The organism is Microcystis sp. M090S1 (assembly GCF_020246295.1).
In the GTDB taxonomy this organism is placed as follows: domain Bacteria; phylum Cyanobacteriota; class Cyanobacteriia; order Cyanobacteriales; family Microcystaceae; genus Microcystis; species Microcystis aeruginosa.
In genome coordinates this window covers 13162-30813 of record NZ_JADBTF010000328.1, presented here as the reverse complement: position 1 = coordinate 30813, position 17652 = coordinate 13162, and the positions used below count along the sequence as shown (strand labels likewise).

Annotated in this window: 13 protein-coding genes; 5 read left to right on the top strand and 8 right to left on the bottom strand. The window is 43.7% G+C overall.

Features of this window, described 5'->3' with window-relative positions; translation table 11 throughout:
• The coding region (locus IM477_RS14445) for a Uma2 family endonuclease (RefSeq protein ID WP_287732277.1) at positions 1-501 on the bottom strand (501 nt) is incomplete at its 3' end.
• A 292-nt stretch (positions 502-793) separates the two neighbouring features.
• Here IM477_RS14445 and IM477_RS14440 point away from each other — a divergent pair.
• From IM477_RS14440 to IM477_RS14425, 4 genes are all read left to right on the top strand, one after another.
• The gene (locus IM477_RS14440) at positions 794-2713 is read left to right on the top strand and encodes a long-chain fatty acid--CoA ligase (RefSeq protein ID WP_287732275.1); all 1920 of its coding nucleotides are present in this window, start codon (positions 794-796) and stop codon (positions 2711-2713) included.
• 61 nt (positions 2714-2774) lie between these two features.
• Complete coding sequence (locus IM477_RS14435; RefSeq protein WP_002756613.1) at positions 2775-3224, top strand: YlqD family protein; 450 nt, start codon at positions 2775-2777, stop codon at positions 3222-3224.
• 246 nt (positions 3225-3470) lie between these two features.
• Positions 3471-4835, top strand: coding sequence for a DUF3370 domain-containing protein (locus IM477_RS14430; RefSeq protein ID WP_287732273.1), 1365 nt, complete (start codon positions 3471-3473; stop codon positions 4833-4835).
• Between the two features lie 406 nt (positions 4836-5241).
• On the top strand, positions 5242-6126 hold the full coding sequence (locus tag IM477_RS14425) for a hypothetical protein (protein WP_190721303.1): 885 nt from the start codon (positions 5242-5244) through the stop codon (positions 6124-6126).
• Positions 6127-6388: 262 nt separating this feature from the next.
• On the opposite strand, the gene IM477_RS14420 is transcribed toward IM477_RS14425, so the two are convergent.
• The 5 genes from IM477_RS14420 to queA all read right to left on the bottom strand — a co-directional run bounded on the left by IM477_RS14420 (position 6389) and on the right by queA (position 14635).
• On the bottom strand, positions 6389-7978 hold the full coding sequence (locus IM477_RS14420) for a TIGR04222 domain-containing membrane protein (protein ID WP_287732270.1): 1590 nt from the start codon (positions 7976-7978) through the stop codon (positions 6389-6391).
• Between the two features lie 407 nt (positions 7979-8385).
• Positions 8386-10116, bottom strand: coding sequence for an Rqc2 family fibronectin-binding protein (locus tag IM477_RS14415; RefSeq protein WP_287732268.1), 1731 nt, complete (start codon positions 10114-10116; stop codon positions 8386-8388).
• A 250-nt stretch (positions 10117-10366) separates the two neighbouring features.
• The gene (gene gcvT / locus IM477_RS14410; RefSeq protein WP_287732266.1) at positions 10367-11473 is read right to left on the bottom strand and encodes a glycine cleavage system aminomethyltransferase GcvT; all 1107 of its coding nucleotides are present in this window, start codon (positions 11471-11473) and stop codon (positions 10367-10369) included.
• Between the two features lie 213 nt (positions 11474-11686).
• Complete coding sequence (locus IM477_RS14405; RefSeq protein ID WP_287732264.1) at positions 11687-13375, bottom strand: serine protease; 1689 nt, start codon at positions 13373-13375, stop codon at positions 11687-11689.
• 162 nt (positions 13376-13537) lie between these two features.
• Positions 13538-14635, bottom strand: a complete 1098-nt coding sequence (gene queA / locus IM477_RS14400; protein WP_287732279.1) for a tRNA preQ1(34) S-adenosylmethionine ribosyltransferase-isomerase QueA — start codon at positions 14633-14635, stop codon at positions 13538-13540.
• A 161-nt stretch (positions 14636-14796) separates the two neighbouring features.
• Between queA and IM477_RS14395 the strand changes: the two genes are divergently transcribed.
• Positions 14797-15186, top strand: a complete 390-nt coding sequence (locus IM477_RS14395) for a hypothetical protein (protein ID WP_002796539.1) — start codon at positions 14797-14799, stop codon at positions 15184-15186.
• A gap of 3 nt (positions 15187-15189) precedes the next feature.
• Here the strand turns inward: IM477_RS14395 and IM477_RS14390 are convergent, their stop codons facing one another.
• Entirely contained in the window at positions 15190-16242 is a 1053-nt protein-coding gene (locus tag IM477_RS14390; RefSeq protein ID WP_287732262.1) for an LOG family protein, read from the bottom strand.
• A 196-nt stretch (positions 16243-16438) separates the two neighbouring features.
• Positions 16439-17626, bottom strand: coding sequence for a tetratricopeptide repeat protein (locus tag IM477_RS14385; RefSeq protein ID WP_287732260.1), 1188 nt, complete (start codon positions 17624-17626; stop codon positions 16439-16441).
• Between the last annotated feature and the right edge of the window lie 26 nt (positions 17627-17652).

Here is a 17652-nt window from a genome sequence, read left to right as displayed (position 1 = left end):
ACTAAAACTTTCTTGCTGATAGGTTTGCAGAATCCATAAACCCTGTTCACCCCGTCGAAAAGTTTCCACTCGTTGGTGTTTACTATTCACTAAGACATATTCCTCTAAACTTTCTAGAGTTTGATAATCATTAAATTTATCACCCCTGTCAAAAGCTTCTGTGGAATCGGAGAGAACTTCAATAATCAATTTAGGAAAACTTTTGTAGGTAGCGGTTTCTCTATCTCTGTCATCACAGGTGACAATAATATCAGGATAATAAAAGTGATTGCGTTTCTCTAATCTGACTTTCACATCGGCAAAATAAACCCGACAATCGGAACCCCGCAAATGATTACGAATAATTGTGTATATATTCCCCGAAACAATATTATGAGTATCAGTCGTCCCTGCCATGGCGTAAATTTGCCCATCGATATACTCGTGTTTAATGGGACTTTTTTCTTCAAACTGAAGATATTCTTCTGGAGTGAGATTATTATATTTAGATAAAGCAATCATCGTTTTTTATGATAGTTACAACTATATTTCAGTACCTAGGCAAAATTAATTATACATCTAAGCCGTTAGCCTTTTCCGTAATCAGTAAGCAGTATTAAGTAACAGTACATTCCCTGATTACTGTTCACTGTTCACTGATAACTGAAAAGTCTCCTCTCTCCGAGTCTCGACTAGGAAATTAACTTTGCAGGACTAGATACCTGTTGAAATACTGTCTAGGAGAACCAGCAAAAAGAGCCTCGAATGGTTAATCTATATGCTATTACCCTTGTAACCCACTATAACTACTGCTATGACAACCCTAATTGACTATTCAAATATTCAATCTTTACCCGAAGTTTGGTCAATAGTTGCCCAACGTTTCCCCAATATTATCGCTCTGCACGATCCCCACAGTAAACCGGAAGTAATTCTCACCTATCGGGAACTTTATCAACAAATTCAGCAATTTGCCGCCGCTTTACAAGCATTAGGAGTCACAGAAACCGAAAATGTCGCTTTATTTGCCGATAATAGTCCCCGGTGGTTTATTGCCGACCAAGGTTCCATGGCAGCCGGGGCCGCCAACGCGGTACGATCTGCTCAAGCAGATGCAGAGGAATTAGCCTATATTCTGGCCGATAGTGACAGTCAGACGCTGATTGTCGAAAATAACAAAACTTTAGGGAAATTGCTGGCGAAAATCCCTGAATTGCCCCTAAAATTAATCGTGCTGCTCACCGACGAAGACCCCGCTACTGGGGCGATTTCCGTGCAGACCTTAAATTTCAAGCAACTAATGGCGATCGGGGCTGAGAACACCCTTAAACCCATCACCAAGAGCGAAAATGATCTGGCTACCCTCATCTACACATCGGGAACGACGGGACAACCAAAAGGGGTGATGTTAAGTCACGGTAATCTGCTGCATCAGGTACGCAACTTAAATGCTATCTTTCAACCGGATCCCGGCGATCGAGTTTTAAGTATACTACCTTCATGGCATTCCTACGAGCGCAGTTGTGAGTATTTCAGTCTAGCTCAGGGTTGCACCCAGATTTATACCAGTATTCGCACTTTTAAGCAGGATTTAAAGCAATTTAGTCCGCAATTAATGGTGGGAGTTCCCCGTCTTTGGGAATCCCTTTACGAAGGTATCCAAAAACAATTTAGCGAACAACCGGCCACAAAACAGAAATTAGTGCGATTTTTGCTAGAAAAGTCGGAAAAGTACGTTATTGCTAAACGTATCGCCGATAATCTCAGTCTAGATCACCTTCACGCTTCCGGGATCGAAAGACTAAAAGCAAGAATTCAATCCCTCTTACTCTATCCCCTCCATGCCATCGGTGATAAGCTAGTTTATAGCAAAATTCGCCAAGCAGTGGGAAATAAAGTTAAAATCTTGGTTAGTGGCGGTGGTTCCTTAGCCAGACATCTAGATACTTTCTATGAGATTGCGGGAATCCCGATTTTAGTTGGTTATGGACTGACAGAAACTTCTCCCGTCGCTACCGTCCGTCGTATCGATCATAACCTGCGCGGGTCTGCCGGTCGTCCCGTCTTTCAGACAGAAATCTGTATTGTCGATTTACACAGCAAAGAAGTCTTACCGACAGAAAAACACGGTTTAGTCTTGATTCGCGGTCCGCAGGTGATGCAGGGATACTATAAAAAACCCGAAGCAACCGAAAAAGCGATTTCTCCCGATGGTTGGTTTGATAGCGGTGATATTGGTTGGTTAACCGCTGCCGGGGATTTAGTCTTAACCGGACGGGCCAAAGATACAATTGTTTTGAGCAATGGTGAAAATATCGAACCGCAACCGATTGAAGATGCTTGTTTACGCAGTCCCTTTATCTCCCAAATTATGCTAGTGGGACAGGATCAAAAAGCTTTGGGGGCTTTGATCGTGCCTAATCTTGATATACTGGCCAATTGGGCGCAAGAACAGAAAATATCCTTAAATTTACCCGATCTTCACAGCGATCGCTCAACGATTCTTTCTAGCGATCTCTACAGCAAAAAAGTCTTAGCTCTCTACCAACAAGAATTAAAGCGCGAGGTAAGAAATCGGCCCAGTTATCGTGCCGATGACCAGATTAAAACCTTTGAGTTAATTTTAGAGCCTTTTTCCCAAGAAAACGGCATGATGACCCAAACTTTAAAGATTAAACGACCGGTAGTAACGCAACGCTATCGCGATATGATTAACGAGATGTTTGCCAAGTAAATATTTCCGGCAAATATTCCCTAACCCCTTGACAAAAAGACCTTTTTAGGATAAGCAAATCATGGATGACGCACAAACCAGTTTATTACTGAAGCGCCCGGTGACAATTAAAGTCATCGTGACTCCGCGCTGGAAAGAAGAAGCACAACAGCAATTACAAGCACAAATGGCTCAAATTGACGCACAAATTCAACAATTAGAAACCCAAGGACAAAGAGCGATCGCCGAAATTCAGCGTCAGAGTCTGATCCCCTTACCCCCCGCGGCTGCCCAACAGATTGACAATATTCAAATCCAAGTCAATCAACAGAAAAGTGAGTTTCTCGAACAAAAAAACCAGTATCTGCAACAATTGCAACAGGTACAACTCTTGGAACTCAATCAAGAAGTCGCCCAAGCACAACTAGAAAGTTTTTTCCGGGTCGAAAAAGGCGATAACTTAGTAGCAAAAATGAATGTAGAACTCGTCCTTAGAGATGGCATCGTCGAAGAAATTCGCGGCGAAATTTAAAGCTAGGGTGAGCAGCTCCCGTCACTGTCAACGTAACGGTTAAAATCGGCAATAGCAAGGGGTATTCTCCCTTGCTAACCTAGAAAACCGCCCCTAGCTCACATCACCCCTGACATGGCTTGATCAGGCCTGAAAAATATATTAAGATTCTTTATCGATCGCCCGGACACCCTCGCCTATATTGTTGTATAACTTCATATCTCCATCGACTCACCCTTAATTAGATCCTATAAATATAGAATCTCTATGCTTTCTTTCTTACCCACTATTCTTTTAGCTCAGTCCGCCTCGGTTCTGCCCCAGATAGAGAGGAAATTAGTCACCCAATATCAGGAAGTGCGTCAGTTGCCCGGTCAACTGAATGATGTGCTGGTTTTTAATAGCAATAGTCCCGAAATCGTAGAAAAAGAGGGAATTCTCCTCTCTACTTTCCCCGGCAAAGGAAAACGTTTTCCCATAGCCCATCTCAATCATCCCCTACAAGGACGTTTTGACGTTTTCACCCACCACATCGCCCGTCAAACCGATCCCAATCGCGACTTACACCAGGGCCTGATCGTTACTAATCCCACCTCCAGAAACCTCGTTATCCGCATCCTGCAAGGAGTCAGTTACGTCACCTCCGCCGATGCCCCTTTTGTCGATTTACCCTCTCTGGTGGAAGATCCCAACGGCCGAGTTTTTTCCGGTCCCGGTTCCCGTTTAGCCAGCGATATCATGCGTCGTCGCCATGATACCCAATTTCCCACCCAGATCGTCATTCCCCCAGGCCAAAGTCGGATGCTATTCGATCTGGTTATCCCCAGAAGTAGCGCCCGCTCGACCCTCCTGCGTCTCTACAGCGATGGACCGGTCTATATGGCCAATTTAGCCCTCTACGAAGTTCCCCAAAAAGTCAAAATCGAAGATCGGGAAATAGAAACCTTTCGTCCCCCTACCCTAGAGGAATGGCGTACCCTATTAGTTAGAGGTGATTTAGCCGCTCCTCGCGATTTTCCCCCCACTCCCCCCGATCAATGGTTCCCTGGAAGAAGAAATTTTTATGGTCGCGTAGCCGGAATTTCTGTCGGTTCGGAATGGGCAACCCGCATTGTCGATCCCAAAGGGGGAATTAATCTCACCATTCCTCAACCCGGTCAAGCTTTTGCCTATCCTTTAAGTACGGTGACAGCAGCTACTTTCGGAACCAGACAAATTCAAAGCGCCCCCATGTTAGTGCGTTATCCCGATACGGCTTTCAAAGCTCACGGTAACTACGGTGTTCACTACTATCTGACTTTACCTCTATATAACAATACCAGCAAAACCCAGGTGGTGGCTTTGAGTATTCAAACCCCAATTAAAGAAGACAATTATCTCGATCGCTTGCTATTTGTTGAACCCGTCCAGGGACCGGTATTTTTCCGGGGTGCAGTGCGCGTTACCTATCGTAACGCACTGGGACGCACCGAGGAACGTTTTTTCCATCTCGTTCAACGGGAAGGACAACAGGGAGAAGCTTTAGTACAGGTGGAACTTCCCCCCGGAGCCAGACGCGACATTAATCTCGATTTTCTCTATCCCCCCGATGCCACACCCCCCCAAGTTTTGAGCGTTAAAACTTTGGAATAGATAGGGTTTGCTGAAAAAGTACGGGCGAAGCATTCGGTTAGAAAATCTACGGTTTCACCGATAGGTTATGCCCAAATGCTTCGCCCCTACAGGACGCGGGCCGATGAAGACGCCAGGTTTTGAACGACGATTCTCTCAAAATCTTGCACCTGTTTCGCTCGTAAAGCCACAAAGCCCTTACCTTGCCTACATTTCACATTTATTCAGCCAGCCCTAGATAGTTTTTCTCGAAAAGTTAACGGCTGATTGTCGGTAAAAATAAGTAAGATAAGTAGGTGGGTATTAAAAACTTTCAGATGCCCCCCTTATTAAGGGGGGACTAAGGGGGGATCGAACCTAAAATCCATTTTTAATTTAATTATAACCAGCTACTTACACTGAAATTAATCTCTCTGTGAATCGGCCGATGAATATTAGCAAAACTTGCTTTATTTTCTGCTTATTATCTCAATTTTTGGGCAATGCAGCTGCGAGTTTAGCCGTGACTAAACTCGATTTTGATACCGGTCAACCCCTAACAAATCAAGTGGTTAGATCGGGGAAAATTAAGGTACAAGTTAGCTATCAACCCATCGACCTAAACGAGAGAGTTGATGATAATTATGATATTAATAATGTTTCTTATCAAATCTTTTATAACGAGCAAATTTATCAGGAAAATAGCGGCTATAGTGCCTTTGGATCCGGCTATGTCGAATTACGAGATTTAGATAATAATGGCATCGATGAGATTATCGTCTCCACCTATAGCGGCGGCGCACATTGCTGCACATCTTTGGTAATTTATACTTGGCAAAAAGATAAATTTATTAGAGAAGAAACGGGTTTTTTAGATGGTAGTGGTGGTTCCTTTGAAGATTTAGATGGAGATAATAATTATGAATTTGTCACCGTTGATAATGCTTTTTTATATGCTTTTAGTTCCTACGCCGCCTCTTTTCCTCCCTCCAAAATTTATACTTTTCAACAGGGTAAATTAGCGGATGTCACTAGAAAATATCCCCAAGAATTAAGGAAAACTTTAGCAGCAATGTTGAAAGCCTTTCAGTTAGCTAAAAAAGAAAAAGCCGAAGTTAATGGCATTTTGGCCGGTTATGTCGCCCAAAAAATTCTCCTAGGAGAATACCAAGAAGCTTGGCAATTTCTCCTCGCTAATTACGATAAAAACTCCGATTGGGGTCTCGATATCTATGGCGAAAGTACAGCGATCGGCAAATATCCAGACTTTCCCGCTGCCCTGAGCGCTTTTCTCCTGAAAAATGGCTATTTAACCCCAGTTCGGGTTAAGTAGAGGCGATAAAATTCCCTGTTCCAGGAGGGTTTTTTCGGCTGATGGCAGTAAGCAATCAAACCAGAGAGGAGATTAAGGCAAAAATTAACAGAGCTACGGTGGCGGGAATGTTCAACGGAAGTTTCCCTTTGACAAAAAGCGACAACCTCTGCTGTGGCAGAATCTGTATGGGGGAACTTCCGCTAAAAACAGACAAATTTAACGGAGTTCGCGGTTCGGCATCACGCTTCGATCGAGCGGCTGTTAATAGCCTTGAACTCAATCAACCTCCACCACCACAACCACCACCACCACAACCACCACAACCACCACAACCGCCACTGCCGCCGCCATCACTGCCGCTACTGCCGCCACAACCGCCGCTGCCGCCATCACTGCCGCCACTGCCGCCATCACTGCCGCCACTGCCGCCATCACTGCCGCCACTGCCGCCACCACTGCCGCTACTAGCAGCGGCTATGGGAGTCAGCATTTGATACAAGTCTGCTAAAGCCATATCCGCCATCAGAACTGTTGCTCCAAACAACGCAACCGCAAGTACAAGTTCAGAATCGCTGCTATTGGCTGTTTTTAAATGTTGTAAGCGATTTGTTAAATCATTAAAAATGATCTCTCCATAACGGCTGCGCTGACGCTGTGGTTTGACAAAAAACCTTGCTCCCAAAACTAGAAGCCCAAATATACAGATGAGAAGTAAACCAACTGGCTTATCGCGAGAAATTCCCACAGCCATTTTGCACAAGCCTATTCCTAGAAGAATAACCACAATCAATGATGGATAAATTTGCGCTTTCAATGCTTGGGCATCGCTCAGAAACAAACCAAGTTGTTCTAGGCGGGCACGAATGCTATCTTTCATTCCTGTAGACTTCCGGAAAACCTGTTCAATTGCCCCATCAGTGGCCAAAATATCTTGTGCAACCGCCTTTTCTACAGGATCGGCAATAGCATCGATCTTTCCTGTCACCACCAGTTTGCTTTGTGTTCTTCCAAATGGTGATTTTTCTTTTAATACCTCCACATAGCCTTGTTTTACCAAACTGGTGATTGCGGCCATAATCAGGCGATGATTGCCACCCGCCAAGAAAGCTATCTCGTAAGTATTTAAATCAGGTTGCTGCTTTGTATTAGTGCTAACTAGGCACAGGGAAAAACGTAGCCAGGCTGCCAAAGCGATTCCCATCACTACTAGGGAAATATAGAAGGTTAAAAATTCCGGACCTGTAAAATTCATTGGGTTAGGAATTTGGGAGATTATCTGACAGCCAGTTATCATCAGTGAAAGGAAGGCTAAAAAGGTAAAGATGCCTATTTTTCGCAGTTGTGGTTTCAAGAAGATTGTCAAATTAGGTTTTGACAAAACCCAGCTTTGTTGAGTGTTGATCCGGATAAAATGCAAATCTCGCCCGAATCGGTCTTTGGGTTTAGGCCAAATATCTATTGGAGGAATATGTCCAAAAAACTGTTCGTAACTTTCTAGCGTCTTGCTATACCAACTGCCAAATTTTAATTGCTCGGATGAACCCCCACGAGTCGGCTCGTGATGTAATGTGGTTTGCAAAATTTTGGGACAGAACTCTTGCCAGTACAATCGCGTATAGGTCAGATGTAAATGCCAAACTTGATCGATTTGGTCGGATGGCGTGACCGGATGTCCTGCTGCAACGGCTAGAAATATAAACTTTTTGTATTCCTCGATCGCTCTCTGAGTATAGCCTAAGGACCAGCCGTTATCTTTTGCTAATCGTTGGCTGAAAGATAATTGACTATCTGGCCGATCCAAGGCAAATGCCTGAATTCTTTTGTATAGCTCTGTCTGTTGAAAGTTCATCGTCCCTAATGGGCTATCCATAAACTGGGCCTCCCGAAAAAAACTGTTTCTAGTCGTTTATTTAGGCCGAAGAGGCTTAACTATGCGTGAAGTTTAAATTTCTTTACAAAAAGCTGGATGCTAACTATCCCTCTTTCAACTGGGCAATAAGTCTCGGAAACCGAAAAGAAAGTTGAGGAAACTGACAGAACCGGTTAGGTGAGGATAAAATACCAGTGGTCGCTTTAATATCACCTGAATAGTCGGTTTTTTGTGTCTTTCCCGAGACTATCGGCTGCTACCACTGGTTTGCTGTTGTTTGTTGTTGTAATCCGAGGAAATATAGTTCTTGCGTTCCCAAGCGCCTGAACTGCATTTGTCTCTCTAGTAACAATTGTAACAGACAATACCCATTTTGTGTAAAAAAAAGTAAACAATTTGGTAAAAAATTATTTTTTGCGGTAATCCTCAACCCTCTGAGGACAGCCCCAGATTACCGTTTCCTGTTTGTAAACCACCATACCTGGCTTTGCGCCCTTGGGTTTATAGACGTATTTGGGACGGGTATAGACGACGGGAACCTGTTCACTATGGCGAGCGCGGCTATAATAAGCGGCGTAATCGGCGGCAAATTGCAGATCGGCGGCTTCTGGAACTGTACCGGGGGTTAAACGGAGTAAAACGTGACTACCAGCGATTTCTTGACTATGAAACCAGATATCGTAATCGCTGGCGCTACGAAAAGTTAGCCGATCATTTTGACGGTTATTTCTGCCAATCCATAATTCTACTCCAGAGGGAGTAATAAAGCGCATGGGTTCAGATTCTTTATTATTCGTCCGATTACGCTGGTAATTGCTTTCTAGATACTTTTGTTGGATTAATTCTTCTTGTATCTCGTCTAATGCCTGTAAATCTTCGCTGCTGCTATAATTTTCTAGTTGACTTAAACTCGATCGCACTTGTTCGAGATAATTAATTTCACTGACCACTTCCTCTAATAAAGGTTCCACCGCTAACCGGGCCCTTTTTAATTTCTGATGTTGTTTATAAAAATATTGGGCATTCTGCACGGGATTTCTTTCGGGATCGAGAGGAATAATTACAGGTGTTCCTGTCTGGAAATCTGCCAAAGTAATGCCGTTCATTCCCTGCTGTATTTGCTGCAGATTTGCCATTAATAAATCCCCTTGCTCTTTATAGCGATCGGCATGAGCAGATTCTGCTAGTCTTGTTTGAAATCCCGCCGCTTTAGTTTGCAGTTTAGTCAGTAAAGAGATGACTTTTTGATTTAATTTTTGCTGTAGTTGTCGAAAGCTTTCTTGATTAATTTGGTCGCTATAATAACGGTTTAATAATTCTTGAACATTTTTAGCCGCTGCCAGTATCTCCCCACCCATCACCGTATAACCTTCTCTTGTCCATCCGGGTTGAAAGGTTTTCTTTTCGAGCATTTTTAACCATTCTTGCCAAACTGAAAAGAGCTTTTCCCAATCAGTATTATCTAACTGATCCGTGTTTAATTTCGGGTTAATTTTGGCTTTTTGCAACAGCGATCGAGCGATGACCGGACTAACCCCACGATAGGTACTAACTAACTGTTTTTCGATAGTTTTAGGGATTAAACTAACTCTAGCTTGCCAACTGCTCAAGGATTCTTCTAAACTGGGATTTGTTGCCAATAAAACGGGGGGTAGTTGATAGATTTGTCCCGTTTGTACGGTGCGAACACTGGACTGGGTGGCATTGACTTGATGGGCAACGGTGACAATTTGATTGTCAGCCGCAGTTAAAATAACATTGCTATATTTGCCCATAATTTCTATATACAAATGCCACAGTGCCGGATCATCGGGACGTTGGGCAAATTGTAGATCGATGACTCTTTCCCACGGGGCAACAAATGCTAATTTTGTCAGCGCAAAACCATTGAGTTGATGACGCAATTGATCGCTGAAAGTGAAGGTATCAGGGACTTTTGGCGGTGGATCACCAATATGCAGCCGCGCCCCTTGGGGATGCCAAGAAATAATTAACCATCCCTTGCGATCGAAGGTTCGTAAATAGAGGGCGATCGTTTGGCGATCAATTTGATACACTTGTTCTAGTCTCGCCGGCAGCCAAGTGGCGGCAATTTCGGCACAAGTGGCGCTGAGGGTGGTAAAGTCTACGGATTGCATTTTCAGGATTCAGCTGTAGGGTGGGTTAGGCGACGGTAACTGCTACAGTTTAGTATTGATTTTGTGTTCGCCGTAACCCACCAAATTATTGCTCCTTTTTTCTCGGTGCTTTAGGTTGGTGCGTTAGCGCAGCGTAACGCACCCTACTGGACTGTTTCAGCTAAAATAGGGCAATAGATTTCGGCTTAAAGTCTTAGATTATAGAATTTATAGCATTTTTCTAATACACCAAATTAGCTGAAACAAACCACTACTTTTTACTTTTATAAAAGGGTTTTTTGACTACGGTAGCGGGGTAGGTGCTGCCGCGGATTTCTACTTCGATCGCCTGTCCGATCGAGGCGAAAGGTGTGGGAAGATAGGCTAAAGCGATCGCTGTGTTTAAAGTTGGTGATAAAGTGCCACTGGTGACTTTACCCACCACTTCCCCAGCGAATACTACCGGATAATCGTGACGGGCGATATGTTTGCCGGACATCTGCAATCCCACCAAGCGCCGATTCACACCATTAAGTTTTTGGTCTTCGAGGACATTGCGACCGATAAAATCGCCTTTTTCTGGCAGATGAACCAACCAATTTAAGCCTGCCTCTAGGGGACTCGTGCTATCGTCGATATCCTGTCCATAAAGGGCTAAAGCTGCCTCTAAACGCAGGGTATCCCGCGCTCCTAAACCGCAGGGAGTCACCCCTAAATTTAAGAATTCCGTCCAAAGTCGCTGCCCGATTTCAGGAGCGGCCATAATTTCAAAACCATCTTCTCCCGTGTAACCGGTCCTAGCGATAAAAACTTTTTCCCCGAAAAGCTGGCTTTCCCAGTGATTAAATAGGCCAAAATCGCTTAATTTTTCCCCAACCAAGGGCTGTAAAATTGTGGCTGCCTTGGGTCCTTGCAGGGCGATTAAGACCCTTTCTCGGGATAAATCCTTTAATTTGACCCCCGAACCCTCTAAATTGCCTAAAATCCACTCTCGATCTTTATCGGTGGTTGAGGCATTAACAATTAATACGCCTTGGCTTTCGCTTTGGTAGTAAAAGATAATATCATCGATGATGCCACCGTCTGGGTTAAGTAAAACGCTATATTGTGCCTTTCCTGCCCTTAAACGGGCTAAATTAGAGGGAACTAGGGTTTGGAGAGATTGAACCAGATTATCTCCAGTTAAGATAAATTTGCCCATGTGGGAAATGTCAAACATCCCGACACCATTGCGGACAGCATTATGTTCGATTTTTAGGCCGCTAAACTGTATCGGCATCTCCCAACCCGCAAAAGGGGTAAATTTGCTGGTTTGTTGGGCAATTAGGTCATATAAAGGGGTACGAATAGCGGGGGAAGTTGCTTCTTGATTAGCCACGGTGATCTCGATCGAATGGTTTTCTGCCTAGAGTAGCATAGCAGTTATCAGGAGACAGGAGACTCCGAGACAGGAGACTCCGAGACAGGAGACAGGAGATTATTTTTATTTATACTTCCCACACCCCACACCCCACTTCCCCACACCCCACACCCTACTTCCCCACTTCCCCACTTCCCCACTTCCCCACTTCCCCACACCCCACTTGCCAATTCATAATTCCCACTCCCTTAACCTTTCTCGCACCCTGTCAATGGGAATTGCGAAACCGCAGCCCAATTTAACGGCATTTTCTAGGGGTTTAGGAGTAGAGGGATTGGCACAAAATAAACTCGCTTGGGAAATCACTCCCACCACTTGATTTTTATCGTTTAAAACTGGACTTCCCGACTGTCCAGAAACGACAAACATGGACAAACTTAAGGATTTTTCGTTATTATCATTAACAGTGCCTTTGCTGACAGTCCAATCTTTTTGATTAAAAGGATTACCGATCGAGATTACTGATTGATTAGCGGCAATTGGTAGGGGTGCTAAAGCTAAAGGTTTTAAATCTGGGGGGGGATTTTTTACCTCTAATACTGCTAAATCGAGCCAGTCGTTAGGGGGGGTAGTGTGGAGAATTTTAGCTTTTGAACGCTTGGGAATTTTTCCCTTGGGTGGTTGGCTATAATACTCGACAAAAATGCGCGCCCCTGCATCGATTTCTTGACGGTAATTCGTAACCACATGGCGGTTAGTCACGATCCAAGCTGTATCTTGATCTCGTTGTAATAACCAACCAGTGCCGATACCATTGTTATTTTTGCCACGAATGACAATTTTAACAATTGAGCGTTTTAAATTCACCAGAGGATCACTCTTAACACTGGGAATTATCTCTGGCATTTTTAATAATTCGGGATTGTCGTGAATTAATCGTCCCCGTTGGATTTCCTGTAAAATAAATCTAACTTCTGATAAATTGGGATCGATTTCTACGGCCTGCCGACACCAATTTAGACCCTCATCGATCTGACCGCTATTGATATAGATATAACAGAGATTTTCGTAAATCTCGGCATTTTTGGGGCTAATTTGGCGCGCCTGTTGAAAAACTGCCATCGCTTCCCCTAGTTTTCCCTGTTCCGCTAAAGCTTTGCCTAAATAATTATAAATATCCCCATCTTTAGGGGTGTAAATTAAAGCCTGTCGATATATTTGCTCTGCTTCCTGCCATTTTCCCTGTTTTGCTAGGGTTTCTCCTAATTTTTTGTAGGTTTCACCCTGACTAGGTATCAATTCTAGAGCTTGCTGATAGGCATAACTGGCCTCTGGCCAGAGTTGCTGTTCACTGTAGGCCTTTCCCAGATAAAAATAGGCTTTTCCCTGACTAGGATCGAGAAAAACCGCTGCTTGCAGAGCTTTCGCTGCCTCATCCCAACGTTGTAAACTATAGAGAGCTTTTCCTAGCTGAAATTGCGCTTTAAAAGTTGGTTTAATGATAATTGCTTTTTGGTAAGCATCGAGTGCCTCTGACCATTTTTCCTCTTGCGCGAAGATGTCTCCCAAAGCCACTAAATAATTACTTTGGGAGGGTTCCATCGGTGGTTTATCGTTAACGATAAAGCCATGATTATAGGCTTTTAAGGCTTCAGAATAGCGTTTTTGACTTTGTAAGACCTGAGCGATTTTTATATGGGCTTGGGCCGAATTTTCGTGAAAAGATAAAACTGTTCGGTAAGCAGACAGAGCCGATTCCTTCTCCCCCGCGGCCAAAAGTTGATCGCCTTGCCAAAGATAAGCCAAGGCAATCAGATAAAAAATAGCAAAGGGAGCGGCGGCGATGAAGGCAATAATTACAAATATTTGCCAGGATTTGCCAGAATAGCGGCGACCGATTTTAAGCTCTTTTCTTTTCATTTCTTGGTTAGGATAGACAACAGGCCAGAGGTGGTTCGATAATCGACCTAGACCAATTTAGATGCGCGGGCTGCTTACACATATTTTTGCTTTTCCTGTTGCCCTTTCGGCAGTTCTGCTCCTCCTTCTTTCTGGGGTATGAATGTAATTTTGTGCAACTACTTACCGATTACTGCTGCGAGCGCTGGGTAGGATTAACATAGCATCACCGAAGGAATAGAAACGGAAACGCTCTTGGATAGCTTCTTGATACAATGCCAGTAGTCTTTCCCGTCCGATTAAGGCACTGACTAACATCATCAAACTGGACTTGGGTAGGTGAAAATTAGTGATCATGCCGTCGATAACTCGCCATTGATAACCCGGATAGACAAATAAATTCGTTTTTCCCTGAAAAGCGGTTAATTTCTCGCTCTTACTTTCTTTAATTGCCCCTTCCAAGGCGCGAGCTACCGTGGTCCCCACGGCGATAACCCGGCCACCTCTAGCCTTTGTTTGGGCGATTTTTTCGGCAGTTTCGGCGGAAATCTGCAAAAATTCTTGGTGCATTAGGTGTTCTGTAATATTTTCCACTTCCACGGGACGAAAGGTTCCCACTCCTACATGAAGAGTGATATAGGCGGTATCTATACCCTTCTGGGCGAGCTTATGGAATAATTCGGGAGTAAAATGTAATCCTGCCGTGGGAGCGGCCACAGAACCCTGTTTATCGGCGTAAACTGTTTGATAACGGTCTTCTTCCGCCTCTGATTCGGTGACGTAGGGGGGGAAAGGAATATGACCGTACTCCTCCAACATATCCCAAAAACTGCGCCTGGGATGACGTTGAAATTGCAGCAGACGACCACCGGTGTTCAGATCTCGATCGATTACTTTCGCTAACCATAATTTTTCTTGGTCTTCCGTCGGCCCTGTTTTCGGATAAAAAAGGACTTCTGAACCGACTTTAAAGCGTTTTCCCGGTTTCACTAGAGATAACCAACGATGGTCATCTTGTTCTTCTAATAGTAATATTTCTACGGGTGCGCCCGTGGTTTTACGTCCAAATAAACGGGCCGGAATCACGCGGGTATCGTTGAAAACCAGCAAATCCCCCGACTCTAACCAAGTGGGTAAATCCCGAAAAATAGCTAAATTATGACTATTGGGAGAATCTACCACCAAAAGACGGGAACTATCCCGGGTTTCTGCGGGATTTTGGGCAATTAACTCCGGAGGAAGGTGATAATCGTAGCTGGAGAGTAATTGGTCAGGGATCATCATCATTATCATCATAAAGATCTTCGCAAAAGTTGGGTAATCCTACCCAGGCGAACTTCACTAAATCGGGGATTTCTCCCCTTGGTATCGAGAACGGTTTATCGTCAGACTTAGAGATATAACACTAATCGTGACTATTAGCCAATAGCCTGGCGGCCACTATGGACTATCTCTATTTTCTTGCTAATGCTAGTTTAACGCTACGAGTCACCGAATACCTGCGATCGATGACTCATCTGCCTTCCTCCGTGATGACGGTTATCCATCAGATTAACGGTTGGGTGGTCAAGGTAAAGTTTAATCAAATGCTGACTCCTTGCCAACACGGCGATTTTCGCGCCTACATGAATGAGTTAGGGATTACCTATCAACCGGAAATGCGTCTCCAGATGGTTTTTTGGAGTTTGGAAACGGGACAATCTCCTATTGATGTCATGCGTCGTTATCAAGTGGCGATCGTGTCCCATGGTACCCCGGATCAGCAAGATATAGAGGCTTTTCGGCAACAATTTACTAAGGGTTTAGGATACTGTCCGGAAACTCTGGCCTAGGGTTTATTTTCTCTCGGGATGCTCTTCTAGGGCAACTACAGGACTTAAATCGTTGATGTGATCAATTAACTGATACAAGCGTCCGTAGCTCTTGCCATTAAAGTAAAAAACTAGACGGGGTAAATGGTGGGTGGAATCCCGATTCTCTCGTTCTAGAATTTGACTAGGTGCGATTTTACCCTTAACTAGGATATCGCCGAAGTTTTGGTTAATTTGTTCGATCTGTTCCCCGCTTAGTTCGTGATTAAGACGAATAACAAAGGATTCTCCCACAAAACGGCTGGAGTGATACACCCGATAGAAGTGGCGAATCCTTTGACAAGCGTAGTCTAGATCGTTGGTAATTGTATAAAAATTCCGATCTTCGGCGGATATCAGTCCTCTTTTTTGCAGATTTTCACTAATTTGTTCTTGCCAAGTTTGCCAGTAATCCCCATCAGGCTCATCAATTAATACTAGGGGTGCAGGTCCGTATTTACCGGTTTGACAGAGGGTAAGCGTCTCAAAGGCCTCATCTTGGGTGCCAAAACCACCGGGGAATAAAGCTACTGCGTCACTTTCCCGCAGAAAAAATAGTTTTCTGGTAAAGAAATATTTAAAATCGATTAATTTGGCATCATTTATGATATAGGGATTAGCCCCCTGTTCAAAAGGTAGCTGAATATTTAATCCGAAGGAATTTTCCCGTCCGGCGCCTTCATTCCCTGCTTGCATGATGCCACCCCCAGCGCCGGTTAACACCATAAAACCGTATTGACTAATACAGCGAGCGAAGTCCACTGCCAGACGGTATTCACTGCTGTCGGGTTTGATGCGTGCCGAGCCAAAAATGGTCAGTTTACGAATGTGACGGTAGGGGTAAAATACCTGAAATCCCTTTTCTAGATCTTCGATCGCGTAGGTTAAAATTTTCCAATCCAGGCGATCGATTTCCTCCTCGGCAATTCTGACTATTGCTTCCAGAGCTCTTTGAATCCATTTACCATCTTTCAAGTGGGGTAAATGTTGCACCAATTTCAGCAAGTCTTCGGTTAATTCAGAATAGGAGTTGTTCATTTGGGTGTTGGGGGTTGGGTTTTGGGTGTTAGAGTTTTGGGGTGTTGGGGGTTGGGGTGGTCACTGCGTGCGCGTTGCGGGGGGTTTTAGGGTTTTAGTTGAAATTCCCCACTTCCCCACTTCCCCATTCCCCCATTCCCCATTCCCCATTTCCCCATTTCCCTGTCCATTAGTTAACTATTCAAAGACTTAAAGATCACTGTTCAGGATTATTTATTGCTTGATTAACTTGGGTGATTTGGGTTTGAAAATATTGTTCACGATAACGGATAGCTTGGGCTAATTCCGCGCCTTTTTGGAAAGCGAGTAAAGCTTGGGGATAATTTTTTCTCTCTAGATAAATTTGACCGATTTGATCGTAGGTATTCATTAAACCGTAGTAATTATAACCCAATTCATGGACTTTAATTAATTCTTGATATATTTGTAAAGCATAATCTACCTGTTGATAACTTTTATAGAGTTCGGCCAACTTATTTAAAGCCTCTCCTGCGGTGCCGTACTGTTGTAAAGCAAAAGCGAGAGAATAGGCTTCTTGAAAGTTTTGGCTGGCTTTATTTGCATCTTTTAAAGCTTGGTAATCTAAACCAATTTGAATTTTTAGAGCGGGGATTAACTGTATTTGCTGATTTCTGATTTGGGTTTCAGCTATTTCTTCTTTAATTTTTACGGCGTTAGCTGGTTGCAGAGATTCTCGATAAATTTCTGCTAGTCTTTGCAAATAAATTCCTTGAGTCAAAGAATTATTCTGCACCTTAGAAATAGTTAATAATTCCTCATAGACTGGAGCTGCTTTTTGATAATCAAAACGGGATAAATGAATTTGACCAAGTTTATTTAAAGTTGCTTCTACTGCCAGATTATCACCAGATTGTCTGGCATTAGCTAGGATTTTATCATAGATAATTATCGCCTCATTAAAAGCTCGTACCTGTTCATAGGATGTACCTAGTAATGCTAATAATTCCCCGTCCATTGTCTGGTTAGTTTCTGCGGTTTGTTGCAGAGCTTTTAAACGAGCAGTAATTAATTTAACATCCTCAGTTCGATCTCGATTCCAAGCTGCTAACCCCACTTTTTCCAAAGATTTTACTTCTTCTTTTGCTCCTAAATAACGATTTAATTTAATCACTTCATACCAGATAGGAAAAGCTTCCTCATTTAATCCCGCATCGTATTTAGCTTGAGCTTCAGCATCGCGTTGATCGATGTATAATAGCAGTTGACGACGCTCCAAGGGAGTTAAAGGGCGATCGATTCCGGGTAATAAAGGACTTTTTAGGGGAGTTTCGAGGGGATTGGGTGCAGGGGTTTCTGTTTGTGCTAGGAGAGGAAAGGAAGTACCGATCAAACAGAGCCATAAACTGAGAGAAAAACGTAGCATAATAGATTGATAGGAGCGTAGTAGAG

What these genes read in the sequence shown, in the direction of transcription:
- IM477_RS14440 (WP_287732275.1), top strand. Translation starts at nt 794, where the DNA reads ATGACAACCCTAATTGACTATTCAAATATTCAATCTTTACCCGAAGTT.
- IM477_RS14435 (WP_002756613.1), top strand. Translation starts at nt 2,775, where the DNA reads ATGGATGACGCACAAACCAGTTTATTACTGAAGCGCCCGGTGACAATT.
- IM477_RS14430 (WP_287732273.1), top strand. Translation starts at nt 3,471, where the DNA reads ATGCTTTCTTTCTTACCCACTATTCTTTTAGCTCAGTCCGCCTCGGTT.
- IM477_RS14425 (WP_190721303.1), top strand. Translation starts at nt 5,242, where the DNA reads ATGAATATTAGCAAAACTTGCTTTATTTTCTGCTTATTATCTCAATTT.
- IM477_RS14420 (WP_287732270.1), bottom strand. Translation starts at nt 7,978, where the DNA reads ATGGATAGCCCATTAGGGACGATGAACTTTCAACAGACAGAGCTATAC.
- IM477_RS14415 (WP_287732268.1), bottom strand. Translation starts at nt 10,116, where the DNA reads ATGCAATCCGTAGACTTTACCACCCTCAGCGCCACTTGTGCCGAAATT.
- IM477_RS14405 (WP_287732264.1), bottom strand. Translation starts at nt 13,375, where the DNA reads ATGAAAAGAAAAGAGCTTAAAATCGGTCGCCGCTATTCTGGCAAATCC.
- queA (WP_287732279.1), bottom strand. Translation starts at nt 14,635, where the DNA reads ATGATCCCTGACCAATTACTCTCCAGCTACGATTATCACCTTCCTCCG.
- IM477_RS14395 (WP_002796539.1), top strand. Translation starts at nt 14,797, where the DNA reads ATGGACTATCTCTATTTTCTTGCTAATGCTAGTTTAACGCTACGAGTC.
- IM477_RS14390 (WP_287732262.1), bottom strand. Translation starts at nt 16,242, where the DNA reads ATGAACAACTCCTATTCTGAATTAACCGAAGACTTGCTGAAATTGGTG.
- IM477_RS14385 (WP_287732260.1), bottom strand. Translation starts at nt 17,626, where the DNA reads ATGCTACGTTTTTCTCTCAGTTTATGGCTCTGTTTGATCGGTACTTCC.